This window comes from Curtobacterium sp. 9128 (assembly GCF_900086645.1).
In the GTDB taxonomy this organism is placed as follows: Bacteria; Actinomycetota; Actinomycetes; order Actinomycetales; family Microbacteriaceae; genus Curtobacterium.
Genome location: NZ_LT576451.1, coordinates 2,527,348 through 2,545,532, shown reverse-complemented (window position 1 = coordinate 2,545,532; position 18,185 = coordinate 2,527,348). Strand labels below are relative to the sequence as shown.

The window sequence follows — 18,185 nt, the reverse complement described above, 5'->3', positions numbered from 1 at the left end:
ATCGGCATGCACACCAGCGACACGTCGATCGCCGACAGCCACGACCGCATCCGTGTCCGCGGCGCGCGCGAGAACAACCTGCGCGACGTCGACGTGGACCTGCCGAAGCGTCGGCTGACGGTGTTCACGGGTGTGTCCGGCTCCGGCAAGAGCTCACTCGTGTTCGGCACCGTGGCGGCGGAGTCGCAGCGGATGATCAACGAGACGTACAGCGCCTTCGTGCAGGGGTTCATGCCGACGCTCGGCCGTCCGGACGTCGACGTGCTCGACGGCCTGACCACTGCGATCGTGGTCGATCAAGAGCGCATCGGGGCCGATCCGCGCTCGACCGTCGGTACCGTGACGGACGCGAACGCGATGCTGCGCGTGCTCTTCAGCCGGCTCGGGCAGCCGCATGTCGGCGGGCCCAACGCGTTCTCGTTCAACCTCGCGACCGTGTCGGCCGGCGGAGCGATCACCGTCCAGAAGGGCACCGACGCGAAGGCCCAGAAGGTCAGCTTCAACCGGCTCGGCGGCATGTGCGCGCGGTGCGAAGGGCGGGGGCGCGTCACCGACATCGACCTCACGCAGTTGTTCGACGACGCCAAGCCGCTGTCCGACGGCGCCCTCACGATCCCCGGCTACGGCACCGAGGGCTGGAACGTCCGGCTGTACGCCGAGTCGGGGTACTTCGACGCGGACAAGCCCATCCGGGACTTCACCGAGCAGGAGCGGCAGGACTTCCTCTACCGGGAGCCGACGAAGCAGAAGATCGCCGGCATCAACATGACGTACGAGGGGCTCGTGCACCGCGTCCGCCGGTCGTTCCTGCAGAAGGACCGCGAAGCGATGCAGCCGCACATCCGTGCGTTCGTCGACCGGGCGGTGACGTTCACGACGTGCCCGGACTGCGGCGGCACCCGGCTGAACGACATCGCGCGCTCGTCCAAGGTGGCGGGTAAGAGCATCGCCGACGTCTGCGCGATGCAGATCACCGACATCGCGACATGGCTGCACACGCTCGACGAACCGTCGGTCGGCCCGCTCCTCGACGGGCTCCGCGACGCCGTCGACTCTTTCGTCGAGATCGGCCTCGGCTACCTCTCGCTCGAGCGCCCGACCGGCACACTGTCCGGCGGCGAGGGCCAGCGCGTGAAGATGGTGAAGCACCTCGGGTCCTCGCTCAGTGACGTCACCTACGTGTTCGACGAACCGAGCACCGGCCTGCACCCGCACGACATCCAACGGATGAACGGACTCCTGCTCCGGCTGCGTGACAAGGGCAACACCGTGCTCGTCGTCGAGCACAAGCCCGAGGTGATCCAGATCGCCGACCACGTCGTCGACCTGGGCCCCGGTGCGGGGACCGGCGGCGGAACCCTCTGCTACCAGGGCCCGGTCGACGGCCTGCGGGCGAGCGGCACCGTCACCGGGAAGCACCTCGACGACCGGGTGTCGGTCAAGACCGACGTGCGCGTCCCCACCGGCGCGATCGAGATCCGCGGGGCCAATCGGCACAACCTGCAGGACGTCGACGTCGACGTGCCGCTCGGCGTGCTCACCGTCGTCACCGGGGTCGCAGGCTCCGGGAAGAGCACGCTCATCCACGGGTCGCTCTCGCCGTTGGACGACGTCGTCGCGATCGACCAGAGTGCGATCAAGGGCTCCAGGCGGAGCAACCCGGCGACCTACACCGGCATGCTCGAGCCGATCCGCAAGGCGTTCGCGAAGGCCAACGGCGTGAAGCCGGCGTTGTTCAGCGCCAACTCCGAGGGGGCGTGCCCGGCGTGCAACGGCGCCGGCGTGGTCTACACCGACCTCGGGATGATGGCCGGGGTCTCCACCACCTGCGCGGAGTGCGACGGCAAGCGCTTCGACCAGTCGGTGCTCGAGTACCGGTTCGGCGGGAAGGACATCAGCGAGGTGCTCGCGATGTCGGTCGCGGACGCCGCGGCCTTCTTCGCCGCAGGGGACACCCGCGTCGCCCCGGCCCGGGCGGTCCTCGAACGGCTCGTGGACGTCGGCCTCGGCTACCTGACGATCGGGCAGCCGCTCACCACGCTGTCCGGCGGGGAGCGACAGCGGCTGAAGCTCGCGACGCACCTGGGGGAGTCCGGCGGGATCATCGTCCTCGACGAGCCCACGACCGGCCTACACCTGGCCGACGTCGAACAGCTCCTCGGCTTGCTCGACCGGCTCGTCGAGTCGGGCAAGAGCGTCGTCGTGATCGAGCACCACCAGGCGGTGATGGCGCACGCGGACCGGATCATCGACCTCGGACCCGGCGCGGGGCACGACGGTGGGCGAGTGGTGTTCGAGGGGACGCCGGCCGAGCTGGTCGCCGCGCGGTCCACGCTGACCGGGCAGCACTTGGCGGAGTACGTCCGGGGCTGAGCGGCCGGGTGCCGGTGCGGGTGCGTGCCGGTGAGTGAGAGCTCCACATCGAGTGCGCGGAAGTTGCGGGCTGGAAGGGGTTCCGGCCTCGTTTTCTGCGCACTCGATCGTCTGTGGTGACGGATCCCGACCGGTCGCGTGCGGTCGCGTGCAGGCTCCACATCGAGTGCGCGGAAGTTACGGGCGGAGTCGTGTTCCGGTCGCGCTTTCTGCGCATTCGCGCGTAGGGCCAGGCCGTCCACGGGCGGACAGGAGGCGCGGTGCCGGGAGCGAGCCGAGCCTCCAGTCCGGAAGGCGGCGGCTGACGGCCGTTCCAGCGTGGCGCGCGTACGGTCGCGACCATGAGTTACAGCCAGCCGGATCCGGCAGAAGAGACCACGCAAGGCGGAGCGCCCGAGCAGCCCGACACCGAGCCCGAGGTGCTCGAGGAGTCGGGGGAGGAGAGCGCGGCGCTCGAGATCGACGCCGACGACGTCCCCACCGAGGACGGGGAGAAGTCGTAGGGCACGTCGTCAGACGGACACGGCGCGCTCGAACGGCGACGGGCAGCATCCACTGAGAAGTGGATGTTGCCCGTCGCTATCGCGAGCAGCCCTCTGCCGCGCCCTCGTTATGTCAGCTCGCGGAGCGCCACGAGTCGGCAACCCCGGGCGATGGGGATCCTTGTCGTGAACGTCGGACTGATCGGTCCCGACCCCGACCACCTCCGGAGCTACTCGGCCTGGCTGTTCGGAGGCGATGCGCTACCAAGAGCGTGCAACCTCATCCGAGTGGCCGGGCTCCTGGGTCCCTGCGTTCCATCTAGGCGCCGATAATGCATATTATGTCAGTTCGTGCGTTCACAGACGATGCAGGACGAACCGGTCTCCCCGCTCGGACTCCGTGTAGACCAGCGCGCCGGGCGCGACCGACACCACGACACCTCCAGCTTGTCCGGCGTGCTCGTCCAGGGCTGACCGGAGATCCTGGACGAACGCATTGCCGTCGACCGTGAACACCACACACGGTGTGTCCGCTGCCGCGCCGAGCGCTTCGAGCTGTCGCAACACCGCTTCGGGAGCCGGATCCGTTCCCGAGACGACCGGCACGCGCCGATCGGTTCGGAACGGCTGTCGGAGTGCGACCTCGATCGCGAACTTCCGTCGGGCGGACACCGAGCCGCGGAGTCCGGCGAGCCGGGAGCGCGGGCCCGGTTCCACGAACGAGGTGATCAACGCCTCCGCATGGGCATCGATCTGCTCCGATGTCATCAAGACTCCCCTGGTGGTCCGTTGCACGTCCCGGTCTACCAGGAACGGCTCCGGGGCGCTGAAACTGGACGTGGTCGCCGACGGCGACGAGTTGGCTCGGTTGCAGTGCCGTCGTTCGACGGTCCTCGCCGACGAAAGGCACCTCATGCACCCCGTCAAGTACCTCAGCAGCATCGGTTTCCGCAGTGACTACGCCTATCTCGGAGCGTTCGTCTCGATCGCCCTCTCGCTGATCAGCTGGCTGTTCTCCCGCGGCAACAAGCACCACGACAAGGCACAGTCCGACCGATGGGGCATCTTCGTCGGCCACTGGGCGCCGACGTTCATGGCGCTCGGCGTTGCCCTCACCCTCGAAGAGCGCGACTGACACGACGGCGCGCCCCATCACATGCGTGTGATGGGGCGTGCGACCTGTCTGGAGTCCCGAGCGTGGGCTCAGAAGACAGCGACGGTCATCCCCACCGACGAGCTCGGTCCGTCCATGGCCTGGAGCGCGGCGGGCAGCTCCGAGAAGTCGATCGTCCGTCCGATGGACTCGTCCGGACGCAGTCGTCCGGCGACGACGTCGTCGAGCATCGCGGCGTACTCGCCGACGGAGATGCCGTGGCTGCCGAGCAGCTCGAGTTCCTCGCCGATCACCCGGCCCATCGGGATCGCCGGCGCGGCCTCGTCGTCGAGGAGCAACCCGACCTGCACGTGCCGGCCCCGCGCGCGGAGTGACGCGACGGCAGCGACCGAGGTCGCGCGACTGCCGTAGGCGTCGACCGAGACGTGCGCTCCGCCGTCGGTCAGCTCCCGGACCCGCTCCACGGCCCGCTCCCCCGACGGCACGGTCGTCGCTCCGAGGGCCTCGGCGCGTGCGAGCGCGCCGGGCGAGACGTCCACGGCGACGACGTGTGCACCTGCTGCGATCGCGACGATCACGGCCGACAGTCCGACACCGCCGCACCCGAACACCGCGACGTGCTCCCCCGCACGCAGGCGGCCGCGGGCGTGCAGCGCGTGGTACGCCGTACCGAAGCGACACCCGAGTCCGGCGGCCTCGGCGAACCCGACGGCGTCGGGCAACGCGACGAGGTTCAAGTCGGCCTGCGGGACGACGAGTTCCTCGGCGAACGACCCGGGCAGGGTGAACCCCGGCTGCTCCTGCCGCGTGCAGACCTGGGTGGCGCCGTCCAGGCACTCCGAGCAGGTCCCACAGGCGAAGACGAACGGCGCGGTGACACGGTCCCCCACCCGGTGGTCGCGGACCTCGGGTCCGGCCTCGACGACGACGCCCGCGAACTCGTGTCCGGGGACGTGCGGCAGCGTGACCGAGTCGTCGTGACCGCGCCAGGCGTGCCAGTCGCTCCGGCAGACACCGGTCGCCGCGACCCGCACCACGACGCCGTGCGGCGGGCACGGTTCCCGATCCACGTCGACGATCGTCGGGGTGGCACCGAACTCCTGGTACATGACTGCGCGCACCGGATCATCATGGCAGGGACAGCAGCAAGGACGAGCGAACGAGGGTGGGTGGTGACCGTGGGTGCACTGGTTCTGAAGATGTCGATGTCACTGGACGGGTTCACGAGCGGCGCGGACGGCTCCGACTGGATGTTCCGCGCGAGCACTCCGGACTCGGCGGCCTGGGTGACCGACACGGTCGCGAGCGCCGCGGTCCACGTCTTCGGTCGCCGGACGTTCGAGTCCATCGCCGGGTTCTGGTCGACCGCGACGATGCCCGTCGCGGAAGCGATGAACAGCGTCCAGAAGGTCGTGTTCACCCGGACCGGCTTCGACCCACGCGCGCTCGACGCCGCCGCGGTGTGGCGGGACGCGCGAGTCGCGGACGGGGACCTCGCCTCCGAGGTCACCCGCCTGAAGGCCGAGCACGACGGAGTCGTGCTCGCGCAGGGTGGCACCGCGTTCTGCCGGAGCCTCGTGCACGCCGACCTGGTCGACGAGTACCGGCTCGTGGTGTTGCCGGTCGCGCTCGGAGGTGGGGACGCCCTCTTTGCCGAACTCCCCCGCGAGCTCGACCTCGAGCTCGTCAGCTCGACGACGTTCGCGGGCGGCGCGATGGCGAACGTCTACCGACCCCGGCGCTGACCCCAGACGCCGCGACGCTGAACCCGGCCAGCTGCGCCCCTGACCTCAGCCGGCCGCCGCCCGCATCGCCTGGTTCACCGCGGTCTGCGCCTGCTTCCAGACGTTCGACCGCATGCTCGCGTACGTGCCGCCCGCCCCGCTCCCGTAGTGCCGGAGGTTCGTCTTCTTCCCGTCTGTGAGCCCCTGCCAGTACGCGGTGACGGCCTGCTTGCTCCCACCGACGAGCCAGATCTGGTCGGCGTCGTCGGTGGTGCCGGTCTTCGCGAACAGTGGCGTGCCGTCCGGTGTCTGCGCGCCGACGGCCGTCCCCCGTGCGACGGTCCCCTGCATCGTGCGGAACGCGGTGTCCGCCACGGCCGGTGACAGTGCCTGCGTGCAGGAGCGCTGCTGCCCGCCGAGCGACTTCCCACTCCGGTCGGTGATGGCATCGATCACGGTCGGGGCGCAGTACACACCGCCGTTCGCGACCGCCGCGTAGGCCGACGCCATGGTCAGCGGGGCGATGTTCGACGTGCCGAGGATCGACGCCGGGTTCGCGGGCAGGTCGCCTCCCGCTGCGAGGTGCACGCCGAGCTTGGCGGCGACGTCGCGGATGTCGCAGAGGTCGAGCTTCGCCGCCATCGACGCGTAGGCCGCGTTCACGGACCCGGCGGTCGCGGCAGCCACGGTGTAGTTGCCGCGCTGCCCTGGGGAGTCGTTCTTCGGGCTCCACGCCGCGGTGATGGTCTCACCGCACTGCGTCCAGCGGCTCGTCGTGTGTGGTGTCCCGTTCACGACGGCGTTCACGCTCCGACCGGCTTCGAGCCAGGCGAGCAGGGTGAACAGCTTGTACGTGGACCCCGGCTGAAAGCCGATCCCACCGCCGAGGTCCTGGTCGACGCTGTAGTTGATGCTCGTGTCCGTCGCCGGTGCGCAGGCGCCCTGATCCGAGTCGACCGCCGCGCAGGACGGCAGCTGGTTGTAGTTCCGGTTCTGCGCCATCGTCAGCACGCGACCGGTGGACGCCTCGACGGTGTCGAGCGTCGATCCGAGCGCGATCCTGGCCTCGGTGTTCGGGTCGTACGTGTCGAGCAGGCCCTTCTGCTGGCCGTTCAGGTCGAGGTCGAGACTCGTCTGGATCGTGTAGCCACCGTTCCGCCATGCGGCGTCCCGTTGCTCCTGGGTCGCGCCGAGTTGCGTCATCGTCTTCACGACCCGAACGGCGTAGTCGCAGAAGAACTGGGATCCGACCCCCGCGGCGGCCACGCACCCCTGCGACGGCGCGGTCAGGTGGACGTACTGGTCCGGCTGCGCCGCGATCGCCTCGTCGTACTGGGCCCGGGTGAGGTGCCCCTGCGCGTGCATCGACCCGAGGATGACGTCTCGGCGCTCGGTGTTGGCCGGGTAGTGCGACGGATCGGAGAGGTTGCGCTTCTCCGGCCACTGCACGATCGCCAGGATCGAAGCAGCCTCGGCCGGTGTGAGGTTCGTCGCGTCCTTGCCGAAGTAGCGCTGCGCCGCGGCCTGTACACCGTAGGTCTGGTCGCCGAAGTAGGCGATGTTGAGGTAGGCGGCGAGGATCTCCTTCTTGGAGTACTGCTTCTCGAGACCGATCGCGAGCTTCATCTCCGCGAGCTTCCTGGACGCCGACGGCTCGATGGCTTCGCGGTACGCGGCGTCGACCTCCTCCTGCGTCGGGAGCTCGAGCGCCTGCTGCATCTTGATGTTGCGCACGAGCTGCATCGTCAGCGTCGACGCGCCACCTGACCCGCCGAGTCCCCCGCTGGCCAGGCTGCCGACGGCGGCACGGACGACCGACGACGCGTCGACGCCGCCGTGGTCCCAGAACCGCTTGTCCTCGCCGTCCACGGCCGCGTACCGGAGGTGCTCGCTGATCTCGTCGAGCTGCAGCTCTTCGCGGTTCTGGTCGTACACGGTGGCCAGGTGCACGGGTTGGCCGCCCTGGTACGCGAGCACCTCGTTGCGCTGCGGCAGGTCACCGATCTCGATGTACTCCGGCAGCGAGTCGAAGACGTCGATCGTCGAGGTCGTGGTGACGCCGAGCACGGCGATCGCGGGGGTGACACCGACGGTCACGAGCAGCCCGGCGAGCGTGCTGAACCCGATAAACCCGATGAACGCTCCGACCCCCGAGCGGTTCTCCTGTGTTGCCATGCGCACACTGTCCTGCATGCGACATGACGTGCACTGGGTGATCGGTGTGGATGTCCGGCGTCAGGCTGGCAGAACGCCGTGACGGAGCGTGTCGAGGAGGCGGTCGACGCGGACGCGGTGTGCGGCTGCGACGTCGTCACTCGACTCCCCCGCGAGCACGCGGCCGGCGGTCTCGACGAGCACCGAGGCGTACCCGGCGACCACGTACGCCGCTGCCAGTCCTGCGTCCGCCGGGAACGCCGGGTCCGACGACAGCGCGTCGCGGAGCGCGGCCTGGAGTTCCGTGGCGATCGCACGAGCGTGCGCCAGCAGCGCCGGCGACCCGGCGATCGTCCGGAAGAAGGGCACGGACCGTGGATCGAGCCCGGACAGCGGATGGTGCTCGTCGGCGAGTCGGTGGAACAGGCCGGACAGGGCCTCCCCCACCCCGACACCGTCCGCGCGCTCCGTGACGGCTCCGACGAGCAGTTCGCGGGCCTCGTCGGAACGATCGAGGAACAGGTCCTCCTTGCGTGGGAAGTGGTTGAAGACCGTGACGCTCGAGACCCCGGCGGCCCGGGCGATCTGCGCGACCGTCACCGCGTCGAACCCGTGCTCGAGGAACAGCTCCGCCGCCGTCGACGCGATCTTCTCGCGCGTCTGCGGTCCCCCGCGGGTCGCGGTCCTGGGCATGCCGACTCCTCCGTGTCTTGTGTCACTACCTTTAGTCGGTTAACCTAACGACGTGTCCACCAACCAGTCCGACGTCATCATCCCGCAGTCTCGCGCCTCGCTCCGTGATGCGTGGGTCGCACTCGCCGGTCTGTCGGCGGTGTTCCTCTTCGAGATGCTCGACAACTCGATCCTCAACGTGGCGCTCCCGACGATCGGGCGCGAACTCCTTGCGAGCACGACCGCCCTGCAGTGGGTGACCGGCTCCTACGCGGTGGTGTTCGGCGGTCTGATGCTCGGGTTCGGCGCCGTCGCCGACCGGTTCGGCCGCCGCCGCGTGATGCTCCTCGGACTGGTGCTCCTGGGGCTCGCCAGCCTGGCGACGGTGTTCGTGACGACGGTCGAGCAGCTCGTCGCCGTCCGGATCGTGATGGGCATCGCCGCCGCGATGACGACACCGGGGTCGATGGCGCTGGCCTTCCGGCTGTTCCGCGAGGACGACCTGCGGGTCCGCGCCACCACGGTGATCTCGACGGTCGGACTCGTCGGACTCGCGATCGGACCCACGGTCGGCGGGCTCGTCCTCGCGGTCGCCCCCTGGCAGGTGCTGCTGCTCGTCAACGTCCCGATCGCCGCACTCGCGTTCCTCGGGATCCGCACCGGCATCGCTCGCGACGACCCGACGGAGCTCCACCGCGACCCCGTCGACGTGCTCGGGGCTGTCCTCGGCACGGCGGCGATCGTCTGCGCGCTCGTGGCTCCCACGCTCTTCGTGCAGGACGGCGTCGGCGCCGTCGGACCGTGGATCGCGACGACCGCCGCAGCCCTCGCGGTGGTGCTCTTCGTCGTGCGCGAGCGCACGGCCCGTCACCCGCTCCTCGACCTCGCCCTGGTCGCTCGTCCGCTGGTGTCCGCCGGTCTCGCGTACAAGGCCGCGACGGGCATCGCGGTCGCGGGCATGGGGTACCTCGTCACCCTGCAGCTCCAGCTCGCCTGGGGCTGGTCCCCCGCGCTCGCCGCCGTCGGCATGCTGCCGCAGGTCGTCGTCCTGATCGCGGGTGGCCGGCTCGTCGGACCGTTCGTCCAGCGCGTCGGCCTGGGGCGTGCGGCGTGGATGAGCGCCACCTCCGTGGTCCTCGGGCTCGCGGTGTTCGCGCTGCTCGGTCGCACCGGTTACGTCGCCGTCGCCATCGCGCTGGTGCTCGTCGCCGCCGGCATGCGCGTGGTCGGTGTCGTCGCCGGCGTCAACGTCCTCCGCGGCCTCCCCGAGGACCGCACCACCATCGGCGCCGCACTCGTCGACACCGCCTCCGAGGTCTCCTCCGGCGTCGGCCTCGCGGTCGTCGGCACGATCCTCGCCGCACTCGTCTCCGGCTCGATCGCGTCGGCGCACTGGACCGCAGCGCAGGCCGCCGGGTTCGACGAGGCGGTCACGGTCGGCAGCGTCGCCCTGACCGTGGTCGCCGCTGCGCTCGTCCTGTGGGCGACGACGCGGACGCGCCGCGGCGCGGCGCAGCCGACGGCCTGACCCGTCACGATCGACCCAGTCGACGGACGGCCCGGTCACGAGGCGGGCGGGAGGCTCCGCGCAGCGCCGCCACGAGCCTCCCGTCCGGCCATGGTCGAGTGGACCACCGGTCCACTCCGCGGAGATCGGCCGTTGTCGCGCCGCGCCGCGCCTGCTTGGGTGGTCGGATGAACGACCTGCGGTTCTCCGACGACCCGGCTGATCTCGACTTCGAGCGAGTGCACCGCTGGCTGAGCGAGCAGTCCTACTGGGCGCGCGGCCGGACCCGCGAGCAGCAGCGCGCCGCGATGGCGGGCTCGCGGGTCTTCGGCGTGTTCGACGGCGCGAGCGGGATCCAGCTCGGGTACGCCCGGGTGATCACCGACGGCGCGACGTTCGGCTGGCTCGCCGACGTCTTCGTCGACCCCGACGCCCGTGGTCGCGGCGTCGGCATCGCCCTCGTCGAGGGCATCACGACGTCGTTGGCGCCGCTCGGACTCAAGCGGATCGTGCTGTACACCGCGGACACACACGGCCTCTACGAGAGGTCCGGCTTCCGACCGGTGCCGGATCCGGCGAACTGGATGGTCCTGCCCGGCCCGGGGTACGGCCACGACGTGCACGACTGACCACCAGCCTCCCGGAGAATGGACGCATGCGTCGCATCCTCCAGTCCTCGGTCGCCGCAGCGGTCCTCGTCCTGACCACGCTCGTCGCGACGGAACCGGCCAGCGCGCACTCGGCGCTGACCGCGAGCAACCCCGCCGACGGTGCGACCGTGACGACGCCGCTGGAGCGGGTCGAGCTGACGTTCTCGCAGGCGCCGCTCGCCGGACTCGACGCCGGCCTCCGGATGGAGGTCCGCGACGCAGCCGGAACCGACGTGTCGAACGGCGAGGTGCTCGTCGACGGGACGACGATGTCCACCGGGGTCCGTGTCGAGGACGGCGCGTACTCGGTGCGCTGGCGGTACGTCTCCCCCGACGGGCACCCGATCACCGGCGAGCTCGGCTTCACGGTCGCGCTGCCCGCCGCATCGACGCCGACGGCGGTACCGAGCCCGTCGTCGTCCTCCGTCGACGTGACGCGGTCGGCAACCGCCCCGCCCGTCTCCGGGGCCGACGGCGGATCCCCCTGGTACGCGGGACCGGCGCCGTGGATCGGTGGCGGCGCGCTGCTGCTCGCCGTGGCCCTCGTGCTCGTCGCCACCACCCGCGGACGCCGGACCCCGGCCGAGGAATGAGCGGCCGAGGACTGAGCGTCAGTACGCGATGCGTCCGTCGCGGTCGTGGAACTCGCCCGTCGGGCCGCTCTGGTCGAGCGTCGCCAGGGCGACCGTGGCGTCGGTGCCCTCGGTGACGGTCTGGTGACCGCCGAACCCGTTGAACTCCGTCGCCGTGTACCCGGGGTCGCTGACGTTGACGCGGAAGTCGGGCAGGTTCTTCGCGTACTGCACGGTCAGCGCGATCACCGCTGCCTTCGACGCCGCGTAGGGGATCGACGGCACCGGGTACTCGTCCCGGCCGGGGGTGGTCAGCCAGCGCGCGAACCCGACGCCAGACGCCACGTTGACGATCACCGGGTTCGCCGACTGCCGGAGACGGGGCAGCGCTGCCTGCGTCACCCGGACGATCCCGGTGACGTTGGTGTCGAGGACGTGCGCGATCGCGTCGGCATCGAGATCGTCGACGCCGAAGGACGTCCCGAGGACCCCGGCGTTGTTGACGAGGACGTCGAGTTGCGGCAGCGTCGCGACCGCCGCGTCGATGCTCGCCTGGTCGGTGACGTCGAGCTGGAGGACGTGCGCGCCGAGGTCGCGCGCGGCGTCGCCGGTCGCGGGGTCGCGCATGCCGGCGTACACGGTGTGCCCGGCGTCGATGAGTCGTCGTGCGGTCTCGAGCCCGAGGCTCCGGTTGGCTCCGGTGATGAGTGTGGTGGTCATGCAGCCAGCCTGGACCGCATGCAGTGGGCCGCACAGGTGCCGGTCGACGGTGGGACCCGGAGTACCAGGCCGACCCGGCCGATCGGGGCGATGATGGGGCCATGAGCGAGTTCGCGAGTGTCCTGCGGTCCTGGCGCGATCGGGTCCGGCCCGAGGAGGTCGGCCTCCCAGCCGGCCCCGGGAGACGCACACCAGGACTCCGCCGCGAGGAACTCGCCGCGCTCGCCGGAGTGAGCGTCGACTACGTGGTCCGGCTCGAGCAGGGACGCTCGGTGAACCCGTCGCCGCAGCTGCTCGGTTCCCTCGCGACCGCACTCCGACTGACGACCGAGGAGCGGGACCACCTGTTCCGCGTCGCCGACGCCGCACCGCCGTCACGCAGCGTCGTCCCCCGCCACGTCACGCCAGGGGTCCAGCGCATGGTGGACCGTCTCGGCGACGTCCCGCTCGCGGTGTTCACGGCGGCGCACGACACGCTGCTCTGGAACGACCTCTGGGCGGCGCTCACCGGCGACCCCGAACGCCTCGTGGGCATCGAGCGGAACCTGGTCTGGCGACACTTCATGCTCGGCCACGACGGGATCGAGTACGACGACGACCACCAGGAGGAGTTCTCCAGCGACCTCGTGGCGGACCTGCGCGTCGCCGTGGGGAAGTACCCGGGCGACCGGGCACTCGCCGAGCTGGTGGCCCGGCTCCGACGGGAGTCGCCGGAGTTCGAGCGCCGGTGGGCGGTCGCGCGGGTCGCGGAGCACCGAGCGAGCCGGAAGACCCTCCACACCGCCGTCGGGCCGATCACGGTGGACTGCGACGTGCTCAGCGTGCCGGGCGGGGACCTGCGGATCGTGGTCTACACGGCGGTCCCCGGATCGGACGACGCCGACAAGCTCGACCTGCTCCGGGTCACCGGGCTGCAGGACCTGGCGCCCCGCTGACCCACCACGACCGGCTCACGCGGCCGTCAGGAGCAGCGACGCGTTCTGGCCACCGAAGCCGAACGAGTTGTTCAGCGCGGCCCGCATCGGCGCCTGCCGTGCGACGCCGGACACGACGTCGAGGTCGATCTCCGGGTCCAGCCGCTCCAGGTTCAGCGTCGGCGGCACGGTGCCGGTCTCCAGGGCTCGGATCGTCAGGATCGTCTCCACGGCACCTGCTGCGCCGAACATGTGGCCGATCGCGCTCTTCGGCGCCGTCACCACCGCATCCGCACCGACGACCCTGGTGATCGCGGCCGCCTCGCTCGTGTCGCCGACCGGCGTCCCGGTGGCGTGTGCGTTCACGTGGTCGACGTCGGTCCCCTGCAGTCCGGCCATCCGGAGCGCCTGGAGCATCGCGCGTTCCTGTCCGGAACCGTCCGACCGCGGTGCGGTGATGTGGAAGGCGTCGGAGGTGATGCCCCAACCCGCGAGCCGCGCACGCACCCGTGCACGGCGGGCGGCGGCGTGGTCGGCACGCTCGAGGACGACGAGCCCCGACCCCTCCCCGAGCACGAACCCGCGCCGGGCGGCGTCGAAGGGTCGCGACAGGGTGGTCGGGTCGTCGCCGTCCGGCTTCGCGAGCGCCTGCGACTGGGCGAACGACGCCATCGTCACCGGGGTCACCGCCGCCTCCGCTCCCCCTGCGACGACCACGTCCGCCTCCCCCGAACGGATCAGACGGGCACCGAGCGCGATCGCCTCGGCTCCCGAGGCGCAGGCGGAGACGGTCGTGTACGCGCCGGCCCGAGCATCGAGTTCGATGCTGATCTGTGCCGCAGCGCCGTTCGCCATGAGCATCGGCACCGTTCGCGGGGACACGCGCCTGGCACCGTTCCGACCGAGTTCGTCGTGCGCGTCGAGGAGCGTCTCGATGCCGCCGATGCCCGTGCCCACCACGACGGCGAGTCGGTCGGGGTCGACGTCCGGAGCGCCGGCGTCCGCCCACGCCTCGGCAGCGGCGACGAGCGCGAGCTGCTGGCTGCGGTCGAGGCGCTGCGCGCGGACCCGCCCGAGCGCACCCTCGGCGTCGAGCGCGGCATCGGCGCCGATGCGGATCGGCACCTGCGCCCAGAGGTCGCCCTGCCGATCGAGCGTGCGGACGCCCGACCGACCGGCGACGAGCGCGTCCCAGAGTGGGGCGACGCCGTGTCCGAACGGCGAGACCGCGCCGGACCCGGTGATGACGACGTCGTGGAGATCGTTACTTGTATGCTGCACAAGTGGAGTTGTACCACGTACAATCCGGGCATGGCAAGCACACGCGGCTCGGCGACGCGGGCACGGATCCTCGACGCGGCGGCCGACCTCCTCGGTGACCGCAGTCCCCGTGCACTCACCGTCAGCGACGTCGCACGAGCCGCCGAGGTCTACCCGAACCAGATCACGCACCACTTCGGGTCGAAGGACCGTCTCGTCGTCGACGCAGCGTTCGCCCGGTTCCTCCGTGACACCACGCGACTCCAGGCTGCCGGGCGTCGTGCGACGACCCCTGAGGCGCTCCGGGCGGTGCTGGCGCGGACCGCGCTGGCGATGCCGTCGACGGCCCTCCTGGTGACGGCGCTCGGCACCGCGCAGGACGACGCCCGCCTCCGCGATCGCACGAGCACGCTGCTCGCGGTGCTCTTCCGGCAGTCCGAGCGCTACCTCGACCGCATCACCGCTGACCACGGCTGGCACAGCGAGCGCGGCGTGGCGCGTGATGCCCGGACGTTCTGGAGCGCGGTGTTCGGTGCCGTGCTGTTCGCCACGGCGGGCGCCGTCGGCGGGCCGTCCGACGTCGACGTCGCCGCGACGATCAGCATCACCGGCTGACGGCGACTACTCCCCGAAGCCGGACCGGACGAGCGCCTCGAGCGCATCCACGGCGTCCTGCGCGTCGTCCCCAGAAGCCTCGATGGTCACCGTGGCGCCCTTCGGCAGGGCGAGCGCCATGATGCCGAGCAGGCTCTTCGCGTCGACCCCGTTCACCCGGACGGCCGCGTCGTACTTCGCGGCGGTCTTCACGAAGTCCGCAGCGGGGCGGGCGTGCAGGCCGGTCTCGTTGACCAGTTCCAGGGTCGTGGACGCGGCCACCTCGTCATCCGGACCGGCCTGGTCTTCCGGCACCGAGCCTCCAGGCTGGTCACCGTCCACCGGACGGGAGGCAGTGCTCGCGTCCGACCCGGAGGATGCGGCGGACGCCGCGGCGGCGAGCACGGCGTCGACGTCGCCACCCGTCTGGGCCGCGACGGCGGCGGCGACCGTCCCCTCGACGATCGGGGCATCGGACACGTGCACCCGCGCGCGCACCTCGTCGTCCAGGAAGTCGAGCGCGGTGTCCGCCGTCAGGTACGCGGACCCGAGGTCGCACAGGACGACGACCGCATCGGCATCGGCGAGCTCCTCGATGCCGGCCGTGATCGCCTCGAAGGAGGTGCCGATGCCGCCGTCCTCGGTGCCCCCCGCGGCGACGAACTGCACGTCGGCCGCCATCTGGCGGGCGAGCTCGACGGTCCCGGTCGCGACCGCTGCGCTGTGCGACACGACCAGGATCCCGACGGTCACGCCGCGTCCACGGCTGCGCGGAGGATGTAGGCGGTCGACTGGGCACCCGGGTCGCGGTGCCCGACCGCCCGCTCGCCGAGGTAGCTCGCACGCCCCTTGTGGGCGACGAGCGGCTCGGTCGACTCCGCGCCGGTGACGGCCGCGTCCGCTGCCGCCTCGAGCACCCGCTCCGGCGACTCACCGGCCTGCGCCGCCGTGGCCGCTGCGTCGACCGCCGGGGTCCACGCGTCGATCATCGTCTTGTCGCCCACCGCGGCCTTGCCGCGGGAGACGACGCCGTCCCTGGCTGCCGTGAGGACCGCGACGAGCGTGTCCGAGTCGAGTTCGGAGGCGTCACCCGCTGCCTGGGCCGCCTTGAGGTACGCGGTACCGAACAGCGGACCCGCCGCACCGCCGACCGTGGAGATCAGCTTCGTGGCGACGGTCTTGAACACGGCGCCTGGTGTGTCGAACGAACCGGCGTCGACGGCTTCGAGCACGGCGCGGAAGCCCCGGTCGAGGTTCTCGCCGTGGTCGCCGTCACCGATCTCCCGGTCGAGCGTCACGAGCTCCGCCCGGTGTTCGTCGATCGTCGCGGCGGTGCGGCGTACCCAGTCGATGGCCCATGCGGTGTCGAGCGCCAATTCTCGTTCCCTTCCTGCGGTCGGTGCGGTGTCAACGGCCCCAGCGCAGTGCTGGGGTCTCCACCGGTGCGTCCCAGAGCGTGGTCAGTTCGTCGTCGAGCACCGTGACGGTGATCGAGAACCCCTGCATCTCGAGGGACGTGACGTAGTCGCCGACCAAACTACGCGTGACCTCGTAGCCGCGGTCGGACAGGACTTCTGCGGCGCGTCGGTAGGCGATGTACAGCTCCGACAGCGGGGTCCCGCCCATGCCGTTCACGAACAGGAGCACGCGTGCGCCCGCCGGCGCGGCGAGGTCGGTCAGGATCGGTTCGAGGACCCGGTCGACGAGTTCGTCGACCCGCGCCATCGCGATCCGCTCACGGCCGGGCTCTCCGTGGATCCCGATGCCGAGCTCGGCCTCGTCGTCGGCCAGGGTGAACGACGGCTCCCCCGCGTGCGGCACGGTGCCCGGCGCGATGGCGAGGCCCATCGACCGCGTGACGTCGTTGACGTGCCGGGCGACGGCGGCGACCGCGTCCAGGTCGTCGCCGCGTTCGGCGGCGGCGCCTGCGCACTTCTCCACGACGACGGTGCCGGCGACACCGCGACGGCCGGCCGTGTACAGCGAGTCCTGCACGGCGACGTCGTCGTCGACCACGACGGACTCGACACGGATGTCGTCCATGCCGGCGAGCTCCGCCGCCGTCTCGAAGTTCAGGACGTCCCCGGTGTAGTTCTTCACGATGTGCAGGACGCCGGCGCCACCGTCGACGGCCTTCGTCGCGGCGACGATGGGGTCCGGCGTGGGGCTCGTGAACACCGGGCCGGGAACGGCGGCGTCGAGCATCCCGTGTCCGACGAACCCGGCGTGCAGGGGCTCGTGGCCGCTGCCGCCGCCGCTGACCAGGCCGACCTTGCCCTGCTTCGGCGCATCAGTACGGTGCAGGTGGATCGGGTCCTCCACCAGGACGACGTGCCCGGCGTGTGCCTGGGCGAACCCGCGGACGGTCTCGATGACCACGTCCTGCGGGTCGTTGATGAGCTTCTTCATGTGTGGCCTCCACGGGTGTCGACGCCGGGACGAGGCCTGCACACCGCCGACGTCGTCCGGAGTGCGCCCAACATACAACGGGCGGGTGTTCGTCCGTTCTGCACGTTCGTGCACGGTGGGGTCGTCGCGGGCAGCCTCCGGGGCTGGCGGACGCACATCCGGGATGCACGTTCGTGCACTTTCGCGCAGATCGCTCACGTGTCCATCGCGCGCCGCGAAAACCCAGCAGTATGCTCGCCACAATCACTCGATGGGGAGTGTCGGTGCAGCCCGGGACCCCCAAACCACAGCGCAATGGAGGTCACCGATGGACGGCATCGGAGTCAAGTTCCTGTCTGAGCTCGTCGGCACCGCGATGCTCATCATCCTGGGTGGCGGTGTCGTCGCCGCAGTGTCCCTCAAGAAGTCCAAGGGCTTCGGCGCGGGCTTCCTCATGGTCACGATCGGTTGGGGCTTCGCGGTCTTCGCCGGTGTCACCGTCTCCTACAAGTCGGGCGGCCAGCTCAACCCCGCGGTCAGCCTCGCCCAGGCCATCCTCGGCAACATCACCATCGGCGAGATGTTCCTCTTCTGGCTCGCCCAGATGATCGGTGCCGTGATCGGCGCCGTCATCGTCTGGCTCGCCTACAAGCAGCACTTCGACGAAGAACCGGACCCGGCTGCGAAGCTCGGCGTCTTCTCGACCGGCCCCGCGATCCGCTCGTACGGCTGGAACCTCGTCACCGAGATCATCGGCACCTTCGTGCTCGTCTTCGTCGTGATCGCCTTCACGAACGGCAAGACCCCCGCTGAGCTCGGAGCCATCCCCGTCGCCTTCCTCGTGATCGCGATCGGTGTCAGCCTCGGTGGCCCGACCGGGTACGCCATCAACCCCGCCCGTGACCTCGGCCCGCGCATCGCGCACGCCTTCCTGCCCATCAAGGGCAAGGGCTCGAGCGACTGGGCCTACGCCTGGGTGCCGGTCGTCGGCCCCCTCCTCGGTGGAGCGATCGCGGCGGGCCTGTCCTACGCGCTCCTCCCCCTCGCCTGAACCCACCGAA

The 18,185-nt window shown here is 70.9% G+C and carries 19 protein-coding genes; 10 read left to right on the top strand and 9 right to left on the bottom strand.

The window, feature by feature from the left end; translation table 11 throughout:
- Window positions 1–6: 6 nt before the first annotated feature.
- Complete coding sequence (locus QK288_RS12280) at window positions 7–2,373, top strand: excinuclease ABC subunit UvrA (RefSeq protein ID WP_281264594.1); 2,367 nt, start codon at window positions 7–9, stop codon at window positions 2,371–2,373.
- A 341-nt stretch (window positions 2,374–2,714) separates the two neighbouring features.
- Complete coding sequence (locus QK288_RS12275) at window positions 2,715–2,876, top strand: hypothetical protein (RefSeq protein WP_281264593.1); 162 nt, start codon at window positions 2,715–2,717, stop codon at window positions 2,874–2,876.
- Between the two features lie 336 nt (window positions 2,877–3,212).
- Here QK288_RS12275 and QK288_RS12270 read toward each other — a convergent pair whose 3' ends face one another.
- Window positions 3,213–3,623: a hypothetical protein gene (locus QK288_RS12270; protein ID WP_281264592.1), complete on the bottom strand. Its 411-nt coding sequence runs from the start codon at window positions 3,621–3,623 to the stop codon at window positions 3,213–3,215.
- Between the two features lie 145 nt (window positions 3,624–3,768).
- On the opposite strand from QK288_RS12270, the gene QK288_RS12265 reads away from it, so the two are divergent.
- Entirely contained in the window at window positions 3,769–3,990 is a 222-nt protein-coding gene (locus QK288_RS12265; protein WP_281264591.1) for a hypothetical protein, read from the top strand.
- A gap of 68 nt (window positions 3,991–4,058) precedes the next feature.
- Here QK288_RS12265 and QK288_RS12260 read toward each other — a convergent pair whose 3' ends face one another.
- Complete coding sequence (locus QK288_RS12260; protein WP_281264590.1) at window positions 4,059–5,090, bottom strand: alcohol dehydrogenase catalytic domain-containing protein; 1,032 nt, start codon at window positions 5,088–5,090, stop codon at window positions 4,059–4,061.
- Between the two features lie 78 nt (window positions 5,091–5,168).
- On the opposite strand from QK288_RS12260, the gene QK288_RS12255 reads away from it, so the two are divergent.
- Complete coding sequence (locus QK288_RS12255) at window positions 5,169–5,714, top strand: dihydrofolate reductase family protein (RefSeq protein WP_281264589.1); 546 nt, start codon at window positions 5,169–5,171, stop codon at window positions 5,712–5,714.
- Window positions 5,715–5,759: 45 nt separating this feature from the next.
- Here the strand turns inward: QK288_RS12255 and QK288_RS12250 are convergent, their stop codons facing one another.
- Together QK288_RS12250 and QK288_RS12245 are read right to left on the bottom strand one after the other, a co-directional pair.
- The gene (locus QK288_RS12250) at window positions 5,760–7,868 is read right to left on the bottom strand and encodes a transglycosylase domain-containing protein (protein ID WP_281264588.1); all 2,109 of its coding nucleotides are present in this window, start codon (window positions 7,866–7,868) and stop codon (window positions 5,760–5,762) included.
- A 60-nt stretch (window positions 7,869–7,928) separates the two neighbouring features.
- Entirely contained in the window at window positions 7,929–8,540 is a 612-nt protein-coding gene (locus QK288_RS12245) for a TetR/AcrR family transcriptional regulator (protein WP_281264587.1), read from the bottom strand.
- Between the two features lie 52 nt (window positions 8,541–8,592).
- Between QK288_RS12245 and QK288_RS12240 the strand changes: the two genes are divergently transcribed.
- The 3 genes from QK288_RS12240 (at window position 8,593) to QK288_RS12230 (ending at window position 11,269) form a co-directional block, all read left to right on the top strand.
- Window positions 8,593–10,047 (top strand): MFS transporter, encoded by a 1,455-nt coding sequence (locus QK288_RS12240; RefSeq protein WP_281264586.1) that lies wholly within the window; start codon window positions 8,593–8,595, stop codon window positions 10,045–10,047.
- Window positions 10,048–10,214: 167 nt separating this feature from the next.
- Window positions 10,215–10,655: a GNAT family N-acetyltransferase gene (locus tag QK288_RS12235; protein ID WP_281264585.1), complete on the top strand. Its 441-nt coding sequence runs from the start codon at window positions 10,215–10,217 to the stop codon at window positions 10,653–10,655.
- Between the two features lie 26 nt (window positions 10,656–10,681).
- Window positions 10,682–11,269, top strand: a complete 588-nt coding sequence (locus QK288_RS12230; protein ID WP_281264584.1) for a copper resistance CopC family protein — start codon at window positions 10,682–10,684, stop codon at window positions 11,267–11,269.
- Window positions 11,270–11,287: 18 nt separating this feature from the next.
- Here the strand turns inward: QK288_RS12230 and QK288_RS12225 are convergent, their stop codons facing one another.
- Window positions 11,288–11,968: an SDR family NAD(P)-dependent oxidoreductase gene (locus tag QK288_RS12225; protein ID WP_281264583.1), complete on the bottom strand. Its 681-nt coding sequence runs from the start codon at window positions 11,966–11,968 to the stop codon at window positions 11,288–11,290.
- A 101-nt stretch (window positions 11,969–12,069) separates the two neighbouring features.
- On the opposite strand from QK288_RS12225, the gene QK288_RS12220 reads away from it, so the two are divergent.
- Window positions 12,070–12,903 carry a helix-turn-helix transcriptional regulator gene (locus QK288_RS12220; protein ID WP_281264582.1) on the top strand — a complete coding sequence of 278 codons (834 nt, stop codon included), beginning with the start codon at window positions 12,070–12,072 and terminating at the stop codon, window positions 12,901–12,903.
- 15 nt (window positions 12,904–12,918) lie between these two features.
- Here QK288_RS12220 and QK288_RS12215 read toward each other — a convergent pair whose 3' ends face one another.
- Window positions 12,919–14,163 carry a beta-ketoacyl-[acyl-carrier-protein] synthase family protein gene (locus QK288_RS12215; protein ID WP_281264581.1) on the bottom strand — a complete coding sequence of 415 codons (1,245 nt, stop codon included), beginning with the start codon at window positions 14,161–14,163 and terminating at the stop codon, window positions 12,919–12,921.
- A gap of 30 nt (window positions 14,164–14,193) precedes the next feature.
- Here QK288_RS12215 and QK288_RS12210 point away from each other — a divergent pair, with 30 nt between their 5' ends.
- Window positions 14,194–14,757, top strand: coding sequence for a TetR/AcrR family transcriptional regulator C-terminal domain-containing protein (locus tag QK288_RS12210; RefSeq protein WP_281264580.1), 564 nt, complete (start codon window positions 14,194–14,196; stop codon window positions 14,755–14,757).
- A 6-nt stretch (window positions 14,758–14,763) separates the two neighbouring features.
- On the opposite strand, the gene dhaM is transcribed toward QK288_RS12210, so the two are convergent.
- From dhaM to dhaK, 3 genes are read right to left on the bottom strand one after another with little or no spacing between them, the layout of a single operon-like run.
- Window positions 14,764–15,489: a dihydroxyacetone kinase phosphoryl donor subunit DhaM gene (gene dhaM, locus QK288_RS12205; protein ID WP_281264579.1), complete on the bottom strand. Its 726-nt coding sequence runs from the start codon at window positions 15,487–15,489 to the stop codon at window positions 14,764–14,766.
- Window positions 15,486–16,112: a dihydroxyacetone kinase subunit DhaL gene (gene dhaL / locus QK288_RS12200; RefSeq protein WP_281264578.1), complete on the bottom strand. Its 627-nt coding sequence runs from the start codon at window positions 16,110–16,112 to the stop codon at window positions 15,486–15,488. Before dhaL ends, dhaM begins: the two co-directional genes overlap by 4 nt.
- A 31-nt stretch (window positions 16,113–16,143) precedes the next feature.
- Window positions 16,144–17,145, bottom strand: a complete 1,002-nt coding sequence (dhaK, locus tag QK288_RS12195) for a dihydroxyacetone kinase subunit DhaK (RefSeq protein WP_281264577.1) — start codon at window positions 17,143–17,145, stop codon at window positions 16,144–16,146.
- Window positions 17,146–17,452: 307 nt separating this feature from the next.
- Between dhaK and QK288_RS12190 the strand changes: the two genes are divergently transcribed.
- Entirely contained in the window at window positions 17,453–18,175 is a 723-nt protein-coding gene (locus tag QK288_RS12190) for an MIP/aquaporin family protein (RefSeq protein WP_281264576.1), read from the top strand.
- The last annotated feature ends 10 nt before the right edge of the window (window positions 18,176–18,185 follow it).